The organism is Candidatus Accumulibacter sp. ACC012 (genome assembly GCF_907163155.1).
GTDB lineage: Bacteria > Pseudomonadota > Gammaproteobacteria > Burkholderiales > Rhodocyclaceae > Accumulibacter > Accumulibacter delftensis.
The window spans coordinates 554,970-567,681 of the sequence record NZ_CAJQUC010000003.1 but is presented as its reverse complement, the minus strand read 5'-3'; the positions used below and the strand labels follow the sequence as shown (position 1 = coordinate 567,681).

11 protein-coding genes and 1 pseudogene are annotated in these 12,712 nt (G+C 61.0%); 5 read left to right on the top strand and 7 right to left on the bottom strand.

What is annotated here, in order from left to right:
* Window positions 1-46 precede the first annotated feature (46 nt).
* Both QZ648_RS05830 and QZ648_RS05825 read left to right on the top strand, forming a co-directional pair.
* A complete protein-coding gene (locus tag QZ648_RS05830) occupies window positions 47-283 on the top strand; it encodes a CopG family transcriptional regulator (RefSeq protein WP_169064792.1) in 237 nt (78 codons plus the stop codon).
* Window positions 280-678 carry a type II toxin-antitoxin system VapC family toxin gene (locus QZ648_RS05825; protein WP_291996388.1) on the top strand — a complete coding sequence of 133 codons (399 nt, stop codon included), beginning with the start codon at window positions 280-282 and terminating at the stop codon, window positions 676-678. The genes QZ648_RS05830 and QZ648_RS05825 overlap by 4 nt, the downstream gene beginning before the upstream one ends.
* Window positions 679-857: 179 nt before the next feature.
* On the opposite strand, the pseudogene QZ648_RS05820 reads toward QZ648_RS05825, so the two are convergent.
* Together QZ648_RS05820 and QZ648_RS05815 are read right to left on the bottom strand one after the other, a co-directional pair.
* Window positions 858-2,464, bottom strand: a pseudogene (locus QZ648_RS05820) (ATP-dependent RecD-like DNA helicase); the annotation flags it as partial.
* 197 nt (window positions 2,465-2,661) lie between these two features.
* The gene (locus tag QZ648_RS05815; RefSeq protein WP_291996387.1) at window positions 2,662-3,558 is read right to left on the bottom strand and encodes a LysR family transcriptional regulator; all 897 of its coding nucleotides are present in this window, start codon (window positions 3,556-3,558) and stop codon (window positions 2,662-2,664) included.
* Between the two features lie 142 nt (window positions 3,559-3,700).
* Here QZ648_RS05815 and QZ648_RS05810 point away from each other — a divergent pair, with 142 nt between their 5' ends.
* Window positions 3,701-5,152 (top strand): MFS transporter, encoded by a 1,452-nt coding sequence (locus tag QZ648_RS05810; RefSeq protein ID WP_291996386.1) that lies wholly within the window; start codon window positions 3,701-3,703, stop codon window positions 5,150-5,152.
* Window positions 5,153-5,512: 360 nt separating this feature from the next.
* On the opposite strand, the gene QZ648_RS05805 is transcribed toward QZ648_RS05810, so the two are convergent.
* From QZ648_RS05805 to mobI, 5 genes are all read right to left on the bottom strand, one after another.
* Window positions 5,513-6,157 carry a UPF0149 family protein gene (locus QZ648_RS05805; RefSeq protein ID WP_291996385.1) on the bottom strand — a complete coding sequence of 215 codons (645 nt, stop codon included), beginning with the start codon at window positions 6,155-6,157 and terminating at the stop codon, window positions 5,513-5,515.
* On the bottom strand, window positions 6,142-6,450 hold the full coding sequence (locus tag QZ648_RS24815) for a hypothetical protein (protein ID WP_366144060.1): 309 nt from the start codon (window positions 6,448-6,450) through the stop codon (window positions 6,142-6,144). Before QZ648_RS24815 ends, QZ648_RS05805 begins: the two co-directional genes overlap by 16 nt.
* Before the next feature lie 440 nt (window positions 6,451-6,890).
* Complete coding sequence (locus tag QZ648_RS05795; RefSeq protein WP_169064796.1) at window positions 6,891-7,361, bottom strand: YbhB/YbcL family Raf kinase inhibitor-like protein; 471 nt, start codon at window positions 7,359-7,361, stop codon at window positions 6,891-6,893.
* Between the two features lie 202 nt (window positions 7,362-7,563).
* On the bottom strand, window positions 7,564-7,872 hold the full coding sequence (locus QZ648_RS05790; protein WP_169064797.1) for an H-NS histone family protein: 309 nt from the start codon (window positions 7,870-7,872) through the stop codon (window positions 7,564-7,566).
* Between the two features lie 279 nt (window positions 7,873-8,151).
* Complete coding sequence (gene mobI / locus QZ648_RS05785) at window positions 8,152-8,835, bottom strand: conjugative transfer protein MobI(A/C) (protein WP_366144059.1); 684 nt, start codon at window positions 8,833-8,835, stop codon at window positions 8,152-8,154.
* A 971-nt stretch (window positions 8,836-9,806) separates the two neighbouring features.
* Between mobI and QZ648_RS05780 the strand changes: the two genes are divergently transcribed.
* On the top strand, window positions 9,807-10,526 hold the full coding sequence (locus QZ648_RS05780) for a response regulator (protein WP_291996384.1): 720 nt from the start codon (window positions 9,807-9,809) through the stop codon (window positions 10,524-10,526).
* A gap of 75 nt (window positions 10,527-10,601) precedes the next feature.
* A complete protein-coding gene (locus tag QZ648_RS05775; RefSeq protein ID WP_291996383.1) occupies window positions 10,602-12,680 on the top strand; it encodes a HAMP domain-containing sensor histidine kinase in 2,079 nt (692 codons plus the stop codon).
* The last annotated feature ends 32 nt before the right edge of the window (window positions 12,681-12,712 follow it).

The following is a 12,712-nucleotide window of genomic DNA, read 5'->3' as shown; positions in this document are numbered from 1 at the left end:
CCTTCGTATAACATATAAAGCAGTTATGCGTATGGAGGCCGTAATCATGAACTTCAACATCTACCTTGACGACGAAACTGGTCAGCAACTCAACGAAGTTGCCAAAAAGGTTGGCGAAAGCCGGAATGCGCTGGTTCGCCAGGCAGTGAGCGAGTGGCTGAAGAGGCGCGGGAAACCCCAATGGCCGGCCGAACTACTTGCCTTCAAGGGTATGGCCGACATGCCGCTATTTGAAGCAGACAGGGACCGCCTCAAGCCGCCGGCAGCTGACCCACTGGCATGAAGTATCTGCTCGACACCTGCACGGTCTCTGATTTCGTCAAAGGCCAACCCAGCGTCTTGGCGCGCGTCAAAGCCACACCGCCGAATCTGATTGGCGTATCTGCGCTTACGCGCATGGAGGTTGATTACGGCCTGGCGCTCAACACCGAGCGCGCAAAGAAGCTGGCACCAATACTGGACGCGTTTTTTTCCACCATCGCCACGCTGCCGTTTGATGAAGCTGATGCACAGGCAGCCGCAGCAATTTGTGCGGCGCTCAAGACCCAGGGTCAGCCAATCGGCGCTTACGATGTCCTGATAGCTGGCACAGGGATGGCGCGTGGGTTGGTGGTGGTTACATCGAATGTTGGCGAGTTCAAACGAGTCAGCGGATTGCAGGTTGAGGATTGGAGATGAAGTCCGAAACGGCCGACGACCAGTCCGACGTGACATTGCTGCGATCGGCGCCTTGAAAATCGGCAAGCGGCAAAAGCACTTGCAGACGTCATCTGGCGGGTTTTTGTCCCGAGGGGACATAGCCCGCCGTAGCGAGGACCCCACGCGACTTACCCGGTAACGCGAGCGTGGCAGCTCGACTATCGGTCAGTCGTGAGCAGACGTTCTTTCAGCTTCGACCAGCGTCGTTCCACCTGCTTGCCCTTGACCGCCATGGCCAGTGCTCTCTTCTGCCCGACCAGCACCACCAGCCTCTTGCCGCGCGTGATCCCGGTGTAGATCAGATTGCGCTTGAGCATCATGTAGTGCTGGGTCGAGATCGGAATGACCACCACCGGGTACTCGGAACCCTGCGACTTGTGGATCGTCGTCGCGTAACAGAGCACCAGCTCATCAAGTTCGCCAAACGGATAACTGACCACCCGGCCATCGAAGGCGACGGCGAGTTCCTCTTCGTCCTGGTCGACGCCGGTCACGAAGCCGATGTCGCCGTTGAAAACATCCCGGTCGTAGTTGTTCTCGATCTGCATCACCGTGTCGCCGGCGCTGAAGCGGTTGCCGAACATGTCGACACTGTGCTCGCCGGGTGGATTGAGCACCGCCTGCAAAGCCTGGTTGATACCGCGGGCGCCGGTGATCCCCCGGTTCATCGGGCACAGAACCTGAATGTCGCGGATCGAATCAACCTCGAATTTTCTCGGCAGGCGAGTCTGCACCAAGTCCACCACGGTTTGCGCGATGGCTTCCGGTTCCTCGGCGGCGACAAGGTGGAAGTCAGATGTTTCGCCCTTCGCGGGCAGACTGGGAAACCCCCCCGGTTGATCTGGTGGGCACTGCGCACAATGCGCGAGGTGGCCGCCTGGCGAAACACTTCGGGCAGCCGGATGACGGGGACGACACCCGAGTCAATGAGATCGGTCGGGAACTGGCCGGGGCCAACCGAGGGCAGTTGATCCACGTCACCGACAAGAATCACCGCCGTGCGGGTCGCCACGGCCTTGAGCAACTGGTTTGCCAACGGCACGTCGATCATCGCGCATTCGTCGGCCACCAGAAGATCGCATTCGAGAGGATTGTCCGCGTTGCGCTTGAACTGACCGTTGATCGGATTGATTTCCAGCAAGCGGTGGATGGTCTTGGCTTCCAGGCCTGTCGATTCGGAGAGACGCTTGGCCGCTCGTCCGGTCGGCGCACACAGCAGCGGTTTGACGCCCTTGACGGTCATGATGGTCAGAATCGAATTCACCAGGGTGGTCTTGCCGACGCCGGGTCCGCCGGTGATCACCAGCCGCTTGGACGACAGCGCGAGACGGATGGCTTGTTTCTGGCTGTCGGCCAGCTGGATGGCGAGTTTTTGCTCGACCCACGGAATGGCTTTGTCGGCCTCGAAGGCAGGGAGGGTCGTCCCGCCCGCTTGAAGGCGCTGGATCTGGGCGGCGATCGATTGCTCGGCGTAGTACAGGGGTGCAAGGAAAACGCTGGGTTGACCCTCGACGGTGTCGGGCAACACTAACTCCGCGGTGATTTCCTGAGCGATCGCCGTCTCGATGATCGACTCCGGAATGTCGAGCAGCTTCACCGCCAGGGACACCAGTTCGGCGTAGGGCAAGCCGCAATGGCCCTGGCCGGAGGCTTCGGTGAGCGCGTAGGAAATACCGGCCTGGGCGCGCAGGAGAGAATCGTTGGCGATGCCGATCTTCTGGGCAATCGTGTCGGCCGAGATAAAGCCGATGCCACGAATGTCCTGGATTGGCCTGCCGGCCACGGGAGACGGTGTCCGCCTGACGCCGGCGACTTGCCCGTCGACGCCTTGAGATCGCATCACTCAACGGCAGCTGTCGGCCAGCAAGCGACGTAGCCACAGCCAAAGTCCGGCTGCCGCGAACGACAGCACACTGATCCGGAACCCGCCGTTCCACTCGATTGGCCGTCGCCCCAGTCATTTCAGCGAAATACCGCGCAGACATCCCTGATGTGGCCGCGCAGCCAACGATGTGCGGGATCGGCATCCAGCCTCGGGTGCCAGAGCAATGAGACCGTGACCTCCGGTGTGCTGACCGGGAGGGGAAAGCTATGCATTCCGACACGTAGATTTCCCGTGTGTCGTTCGGGAACAGTGGCGATCAAGTCGGAGGCTCGAGCCAAGGCCAGCGCGGTCGAAAAGCCTCCGACAATCGTGACGATCTGCCGTCCCAGCCCAAGTGGCTTCAATGCTTCGTCAATCGGGCCTTCGTCGAGCCCCCTGCGCGAAACGCCGATGTGCCTGCCGGCCGCAAAACGAGAGGGCGAAACCTCACCCTGGCTAAAGGGATGCCCCAGTCGCACAGCGCCAATGAAGCGGTCGCGGAACAATGTCTGCACACGCAGTTCCTGAGCCGTCGCCTTCCCCACAACGCCAGTTTCCAGATCGACGATCCCGTCGCGCAGTGCCGTACTGTCCTTGTCGGGCTTCTGCACGAAGCACAACCGTGCACCGGGCGCTTCCTCGCTGACGCGGGCAATGAGCTCCGGTCCGAAGTTCTCCACAAAACCCTCGCTGGTCCGGAGCGTGAACGTCCTGTCCAGCTGTTTGAGGTTGAGCATCTCGGAGGGGCGCAGCACGGCTTTTCCATCCTCCACGAGCTGACTGACCCGCTCGCGTAGTTCGATCGCCCGTGGCGTGGGGACGAGACCGCGTCCGGCCCTGACCAACAACGGATCGCCTATCGTCTCTCGCAATCGCGCCAGTGCCCGGCTCATCGCCGAAGGGCTGAGCCGCAACCGTCTGGCAGCGCGCGCAACGCTGCCTTCGGCGAGCAACACGTCAAGTGTGACGAGCAGATTCAGATCGGGTGTCGACATGGGTTAGTCCCAAGACGGCCTGGTTGTTATATGGCGTCAAACGCACGAATAAAGTGCAAATGATGCGCCTTCCGCCAGGGCACGTGAAGGCTTATGTTTGTGACAGTTCCGATTCGGGAGCAGTCACAACAAGGAGTTCATGATGAACGCAATCATTGCAGACCAAGATGGGGCCGTCTATCGAAGCGCTGAACAGGCACCGTCGGTGCGCTGGGCGCTCGCCACCCTTTCGCTAGCCGTCTTGCTATCTTCGCTCGGCACGAGCATCGCCAATGTGGCATTGCCAAACTTTGCGGAGGCATTCAATGCCTCCTTTCAGGAGGTCCAGTGGATCGTCCTCGCTTACCTCCTGGCCATCACCACCACGATCGTCAGCGTCGGCCGGCTCGGTGACATTACCGGCCGCAAGCGGCTGCTATTTGCCGGAATCTTCCTGTTTACGGTGGCATCAAGCGTGTGCGGTGTCGCTCCCACGCTCTGGTTACTGATTGCTGCGCGTGCACTGCAGGGTCTTGGCGCGGCCATCATGATGGCCCTCACCATGGCGTTTGTCGGTGAAACGGTTCCCAAGGCAAAGGCCGGTAGCGCCATCGGGCTGCTCGGAACGATGTCCGCGGTAGGTACCGCGCTCGGCCCATCACTCGGCGGCATTCTGATCGCCGAACTCGGGTGGCGGGTCATCTTCTTGATCAACTTGCCACTGGGTGTCCTGGCTCTTTTCCTTGCACATCGCTACCTGCCGAATGATCGCAAGCGACTGAACGCAGAGCGCCCCGGCTTCGACGGTTTGGGCACGCTGCTGCTGGCCCTGACACTCGCGGCATATGCGCTAGCCATGACGACCGGGCGCGGCAGTTTTGGCCCATTCAACGTCGCTCTGCTGTTGGCTTCTGTCCTTGGAGCCGGCCTCTTCGTGCTTGCCGAGAAACGGGCAGCGCCACCGTTGATCCGATTGGCGATGTTCCGCAATCTCGTGCTGAGTTCGAGTCTCGCCACCAGCATGCTCGTCTCGACGGTGATGATGGCGACGCTGGTGGTCGGGCCGTTCTATCTTTCGCGTACCCTCGGGCTCGACGCCGCGCATGTTGGACTTGTCTTGTCCGTCGGCCCGCTTGTTGCTGCACTGACCGCCGTGCCAGCCGGACGCATGGCCGACCGGTTTGGGCCACCACGCATGATCACCATTGGGCTCCTCGGAATGGCAGCGGGCGCCTTCACGCTGTCCATCCTGCCGACGATTTTCGGCGTCCCTGGCTACATCGCACCGATCGTCGTCATTACCTCCAGCTACGCGCTGTTCCAGACGGCCAACAACACCAACGTCATGACGGATGTCAGCCCGGACCTGAGCGGCGCCACTTCCGGCATGCTCAACTTGTCACGCAACCTGGGACTGATCACCGGGGCATCGGTCATGGGCGCTGTGTTCGCCCTCGCTTCGGCGACGACCGACATAACAACGGCACGCCCCGAGGCCGTTGCCAGCGGTATGCGCATCACGTTCTCGGTCGCGGCTGCGCTGCTTGTCGTCGCGCTCGCAATCGCGGCTGGAGCGTACCGTCGCACTTTACGCGATCAAAAACTTGTTCCGTAAGACGTGCGTCGCCCCGGATTCACAAAACGCAGGCCATCGTAAATTGCAGGGAACTCGGCCACTTTGTAGTCCGCAGGTTGCCAAAGTGTTTGCGAGCGTTATGTGGGGTTTGGGTCCTATCCGGTCAGTCACCTGTCGCATGGCATGATCTGCCAAGCATTCTGCTCGGTGTAGAAGGTACCGCGTTAGCGGATCGGCCAAGCAGTCACCCTCGGCCGAGTAGCGGTCGCGCATGGAGCGCTGCGTCAGGACGCTTCGGGACCGCAGGGAGTTTTGTTCGGCTTACCCCTCGCCTCTCGGCACCATTCCCAAGTCGTGGTTCAACGAAACGGTGAACGCGGCGTCTTCATCTCACGCCGCTCAATGCAAAGCGGCCGGAGCGTCGTTGGCTCCACAGCACTTCTTGAATTTCTTGCCACTGCCACAAGGACACGGATCGTTGCGACCGACCTTTGGCCCGCCACGAACGACCTGCCCGACTTCTTTCTGCCCGGCAAGGTGGAATTCGTCCTGGATGACTCCGCCAGGCTGGCTGCCAGGTTTGTCTTTCCAGTAGGCGTGCATTTTCACGAGCGACGGTTCGATCTCGTTCATCCATTTTTCAGCGTCACCAGTGTTGTTGGTGATGGAGATGCCATCGTCGGTACCCAGACGCAGGAAAGGGGCGAACCAGGTAGGTTGCCCACCACCGAGCAGGCTCCACGCCTCGTCGCTGAACTGAAAACCGAGACTGAAACCCTCACACCATTCGGCTGCACCCCACTGGTCGCCGCGCCGGAAAACCGATTTGAACGATGCAGGATCGTCGATGAACGTTTGGACCACCGCATTGTAGTGTCGCATGACGAGCGAGATGATTCGATTGGCGTGTTCCTCGCTCTCGAACCCTGCTTCGGCTTGGCCGTTCTCGATATCCCACACCCAGGGCAACCATCCCGACGGCAGCACCATCCGGGGTCCGATCGCGACCGCGGTCAGAAACCCTTCCATCATCGAGACATCCATCGACCTGTCTCGATGGCCTCGTCGGCGAGAAAGTCGTCGAGTTCGTCGAGTTCCGCTTCAGACAACGGTTGATGGAAATCCATCGCCTTCTGCTCGCCACTCGGCGAACCAATCAGCGCCCCAATTCCCTCACCCTCAATAGTGTTCAGGGCTTCGTCGAGCGCTTCGCGGTCGCTGGCAAACGAGCCATCCCAAACGATGGAGTTCCAGTGTTCATCGACCACCTCCAGAAGCCAGCCACCTTCTCCGTTCTCGTAGATATCGATTGGAACGGTCTTGCCGTCTCGCGTCACCGCTTGAGCGAGCGGCGAGCAGCCTGGAGTTTGGTCCTCTTGCGTCACGTCGTGCCTTGAAGAAATGGAGTCAATCTGCCGCCACTAAAACACCGAGCCCACCCATGATGATTCCTCGGGAAGTCCGGCATCGGCGGCCCGAAGTTCCGAGAAGGCGACTTGCGACGATTGTACGCGACGCTCATGCCGCAAGTGGCCGGCAATGCCGGCGCCCGTATCATTCGTCAGTCTTCGACCGACACGTTGCCAAAGGGCGTTGATAGCGCCTCCAACATGCCAGGCGATGCCCCCAAACGGACATCATGGTCCTCTCGTGGAGTCCGTCGCTACCGGTTTTAACTGTTCGACGACCGGACAACCACAGCGCTGGCGGGTCGGGAAGCGTCGCGCCCATCAGAACGCAGAAAACGATGGGAGCAAGGTTTTCGTGCAAAGCGAGATCAACGCCCCTTCTGATAGGTACCGAGCAACTGCGCTTCCCCAACGACATGCCCCTTCATCGCGTCCTCCAAGGCCGTCTTGGTCGGTTCCTTCAAGTCGGGCAGCACAACGTCGAGCGCGTAGAGCTTGTGGAAATAGCGGTGCCGACCGATGGGAGGACAGGGGCCTCCGTAGCCAGCGCGCTGCCAGTCGTTCAGTCCATCGAGCGTGCCTGCCGGCAACGAATGCACGGCCTCCGGCAGCCCGGTGCTTTCAACCGGCAGGTTGTACAGCACCCAGTGAACCCAGGTCATGCGCGGCGCGGCGGGATCGGGGGCATCGGGATCGTCCACGATAAGAACCAGGCTCTTTGCCGCCGTTGGTACGCTACTCCAGGCCAGTGGCGGGGAAATATCCTTGCCCTCACACGTGTAGAGCTTGGGGATCGTCGCGTTGTTCGCAAACGCACTTGAAGCGATGGTCATGTCCATGATCTTATCTCCTGCTTGAGTGGTTGCGGACACGGCAGCGAGAAGGAGCAGATACGATCAATGAGGCGGCCACCACGAGATTCTCACGGTCCTGTCAGACATCGAAACGAACCCGCGTTGCACACAGAAAGAGCGTAAAGCTCAATCGCAGAATACAACCATGCTGGATCGCTCACAACAATGAGCGGGTTGGGCCTATAACTCACTTCAGCAAGAAGTCTTCCATCCGGTGACCTGCGTCAACCAACGCCTTGAACACATTCGGACACTTTCCACGACCGCTCCATGTCACTGTTCTGTCGGGCGTAATGTATTTGGCTTTGACGGGGATGCGCGCTTTCTTGACGCTTGCAGCGCCTGCGCCAAAACCACACTGGGCCGCGGTCAATCCGTGTTCCTGAATAATGTTCTTCACCCGACGAATCGCTTCTGCCACTTCAGTTCTACGGGCTTCGTCGATCCGTTGATTGAGTTCGTCCCGTTGGGCAATCAGTTCCTGGTAGTTCGGCATGGAATCTCCTGAGAGGTGTTACTGGTTGAAATGGAACGCTGAAAAAACGCTACTTATCCGGATTTTAAGCCAGTACAGGCTTATTCGACACCACGATTTTTTTCGAGCCGATTGGCCCGCCCTAGTTCCCTGAATCGGCGCTGAAGAAATGCGATGGATCGCGCCCGGAGGGTTTCTAATCGACAACGTTCGCGCGATTTCTCAATTCCGGCCTCTCGTTGACTGCGCCTTTGGATCATGGACCAAGCGCTCATCACCGCCCAGAGCACCGCGAGAAAATCAGTTGATCACTTCGACCTGCACCCATTTAAAAATCACCCCGTAATCGGTTTTCACCCGCCGGGCGACCAGCAATATCGGTGCGTTGAGCACCAGCGTGACCGCCGCTTTGTTTGTCACGGCAGCAGCCCATCCGCCATGAAGGCCCAGTTCGTGCTCGCGCTCGGCATCCTCGATGCGTTGGCACACGTCGTCGAGGGAAAGCTCCGTTAGCGTAATGTCCGCGGTCAACGAGGCAAGCATGCCAAGATCGAACTGATCGCTCACCAGATAACGAGGGGGCTTGTTCATGACAAGGACTCCTTCTGCGCGCCCGGCGACGGTCCCTGCGTCTGCGCCGTCGCAAACCGCTCCAGGGCGCCCCAGGGTCACGAGCATGTCGGCAAGGAAGTGCGCCTGACGGCGATAGGCGCTGGCCTCGCTCTCGACAGCGGTCACCAGATCATCGTCCCACCCCGAGGTGTGGCAAAGCAGGTCCTCCATGCTGTAGCCGAACACTTGCGCATCCCGCCGCCTGCTCTTGTTGCGCTTCGGGATGTACGTTCGGCGCAGCTCGCGGCCCTGATCCTTCCTGCCGTACCAGTTGATGAGGTACCACTCGAGGGCGATCGCATTGCCCCGCTGCCGAACCCGAAACTGCAACCGGTTCTTCTGATTCCAGCCCTTTGCGGTGTTCGCCTCCACGATTTCCTGCAGTAGCGATTGCCAAGGTCTCTCGCCTGCTCGAACACGTCTCTCAGCTGAGCTTGCAACAGTGCTCGCAGGTCCCTGATGCCGTCCTCCATCGGTCGTTCGTGCCCCCTCTTAAAGATAAGGATTCGCCACCCCAGCAATCCTTTTGAGAAATCCGCCAAAACGCCTTAGCCCGGACACCCCAAGGCGCTGGCTATCGCAGGGGCCAACGCACTTCCCGGTCATCAGGGACGGCCAATTCGCCGACCGGGCGGGCTTCAAGGCCTTGCAGGGCTTCGTCCCGGGGGTAAATCGAGACCGATGAGCAGGCATTTTTTTTCCATAAGGCTGCGGTCCACCCAATCCTTATCGAATAGGGATTGGGTGCAATCGTGGGCAATGCCCGCCTCCCCCTGCGGCCGAGATACGGCTTTTCCGGTCACATTTCGAGGCCGACGCTTAAAACTCGTCCTTCGCACGTGGCCAGTTGCTCTGGCGGTGCTCCGCTTGCGGTCAAGAGCGCTCGATCGTCGCGGCGTGTCGCTGCAGGTCTCCTGCAGTACCACTGCCCGGTCTCGTGGCCTCATAAGGGGCGCGCGGATCGACGGCACCGGCGATCTGTGCCCACCAGAAAAATGGTAAAGGCCAGCGTTTCCCGGATTTGAAGCAGGCTTGCGACGAGGTTCCTCAGACGATCCGACATGGTGGCTCCCTCCACTGCGGTACGCTTCCGGGGCATAGCCTACCTGCCCCGTTCCGAAAAGTGGCACGTCGATACGCCGGCCGATCTCTCATGGCAGTCATGGTGCCGCAGAAGCCTTGGAGCAATCCATGCCGCCGCCGGGCGACTTCGGTCCACGCTGTGCGGTTGATGTTCCGGAGCGCGCCCATTGCTACCGACGCGTGAACAAACATTCACGCCACGGCAGTGGCTCCTCCGTCAAAAACAGGGATACTTTCGCAACACAGGAACGGAGCGCCGCATGTTCAGAGTGGCCATCATCGAAGACGACATTCCCACCAGCAATCAACTCAAGGAATGGATTCTCTCCGCGCACCCGGACATCACCGTGGAACAGTGGTTCACCCGCGACGATGCCGAAGCCGCCATTGCCCGCGAGAACTACGATCTGGTGGTGCTGGATATCGAATTGGGGCGGGAACGCCATGCCGGCGTGGCGATCATCAACGCCATCAACAAGGGCGGCAGCGGCACGCCGGTGCTGGTGGTCTCGGCGATGCCCGCCACCCTCTACCGCAGCATCATGAAGGCGCTCGATGCCTGGGATTACCTGCAGAAGACCACCTTTGAAGAACGCGACTTCATCGACACCTTTCTGGAAATCCTGCGCGCCTCTCGACAGCGCGACAACGGCAAGCCCCCTTTGCCTGCCGGTAACGAACTCTCCATTGACCCCCTGCGGCAAAGCACGCCCCTGTGGCGAGGCAAGCGCGTCAACCTGCCACTGACCGCCCAGCGCATCCTCGCCACGCTCTACGAGAAGCGCGGCCAGGTGGTCTCCTACGACGAACTCTTCCAGGTCGTCAAAAACGGCCGTAATCGGGACAACATCCGTAAACACATCAGCACCATTCGCGAAGCTTTCCGAGAACTGGACGAGGAGTTCGACCGTATCGAGAACATCCCCATGCGCGGCTTCCGCTGGTCCGACCGAATCCCCACAGGCGCAAGCGATCGGTAGGCGGGTGATGGACGGCAGCAGGTTCCTCCGTGGCGCTCCGGCGCGTCTCCGCGCCCCTTCGCTGAGGTCGCCGGAATGAAACCGCTGGCCTGGCTGGCATCGTTCCGGCTGCGCATCCTCTTTCGCAGCGCCTTCCTGCTACTTGCGCTGGCCGTGGTCGCCATGGCGGTCGCAGTCTTGCAGGAGGAGAAGCAGCGTAGCTACGACAACTATCAGGCGAGCTTCGCCAAGACCAAGGAACAGATCGTCGCCCGCCTGCGCCACCCGGCTGGCCAGCTGGCGCTGCTCAACCCGCCGCGCGACGACGGTCCGGTGACACCGCTACGCCCAGTCATGCTGCCCTTCTCGGCCATCGATTTCGACGACCAGGGCAAGGTCCGTCACGCCGTGGAAATGGCCGGTTGCCTGGTCCAGTACAAGAACTACGGCAGTCTGTGCGTCGCCATCGCCAACAACGCCTGGGCCGGCGGCTTCATCTATGCGGCCGGTACGTTCGTCAGCAGCACGCTCGTTCCTCACCGCATCGGTAACGAGTTTCTCGATGGCGCCCACCGCTTGCGGGTAGTGGTCAGCCTGCGTGGAGAGACCTACCGCTGGCTCGCGCCCTTTGAAGTCCCGGGCCGTAATGAGCGCCGGCGAGCGTCGGGGACGCGGGGTCGCTTCACCGGTTACGTGGAACTCGACGACCGGGACTACACCGGCGAGATGCCGGTGAAGGAATTCCGTGGCTGGGTATGGCAGAGCGGCAGGTGCCTTGACGCCGCCAGCGAGAGCGATGAAGCCTGCGAGAAGAAATCCTTCTTCTCATTGCGCCTGCCCATCGACGTCCTGCGCGACGCGCTCTTCCAGCCGGAAAAGCCCCAGTGGCCGCCACCGGACCTCGACCAGTTCCAGGTCCGCGTCGAAGTGCTGCCGCCCGGCGACGGCCCGGCAATTTTTGATAGCAACGCCGACGGTGCCGTTGCACCCTTCTCCCTCAACGACCTGACGGACCTTCTCCTGCCAGGCGAAACCCTGACGATTCGGAAGGCCGGCCGCGTTGAAGAAGCGGATCAAGTACAACTGCGCGGCAAGCACGAGGTCATCGAGGAATCGTCGCTCCTGCTCACGCGCCTGATTCGCAAGCTGCCGGTGGAACGCTTCGACGCCCCGGTCGAACTCGCCGACGAGGTGGCGACGCCGATGGGCAACCATCAGATTGTGCTCCACGGTGACGCGCGCAGCGTGAACCAGATCCTGAGCGCCGTCGCCACCCGCGTTTCCTGGTTCGTCGGCGCAATGCTGCTGGCCATCGCGCTGGCGTGGCTGGTCATCGAAATCGGCATCATCCGCCGCATTAGCCACCTCACCCGCTGTTCCAGCGCGCTCTCCAGACGCGTGAAGACGACCGACGGCCTCGATCGCTTCGACCTGGCGGACCTGCGGGGCGGTGACGAGTTGGGCATCCTCGCCAACTGTCTCAACGATCTCCTGCGTCGGGTGAAGGAGGACGCCGAGCGGGAAAGGATCCGCGCGGAGCAGGAAAGAGACCTCTGGCACGCGGTCGGTCACGAAATCATGTCGCCGCTGCAGTCCCTCCTGGCACTGCATCGCCATGCAGGAGACCCAAGCCACCGCTACATCAGCCGCATGCAGCAGGCTGTACGTGTACTGTACGGTGGCGCCAGTCCGAGCGAGACGTTCCAGTCGTCCACCCTGCAGGTGCAGGCGGTCGACATCGCCGAATTCCTGCGCAACGTCGCCGACAACGCGGGCTTTGCCGACGTGCGTTGCGCGCCCGCGCAGGGACCGGTGCCCGTGCGCGCCGACGAGTACCCTCTGGAAGACGTCTTCTCCCACATCCTCAAGAACGCCGACCGCTATCGCCAGCCCGGCACGCCGATTACACTCACCCTGGAGACGACGGAGACCACTGCGACGGTGACCGTTCACAACGTCGGTCAGCGCGTCGCCGAGGATTTCATGGACAAGATCTTCGAGTACGGCGTCTCCGAGTTGGCGGAAGCCGGCGCCAACGGCAACCGGGGCCAGGGCCTGTTCGTTGGCAAGACCTATATGGCCAAGATGGGCGGCACGATCGCCGTTCGCAATGTGGACGATGGCGTGAGTTTTGTGCTGACGCTGCAGCGAATGCGGGTTGTCGGGGCGCAGTAAGCTCCTCCGACCGTTTCCCGGCAGGAGATCGA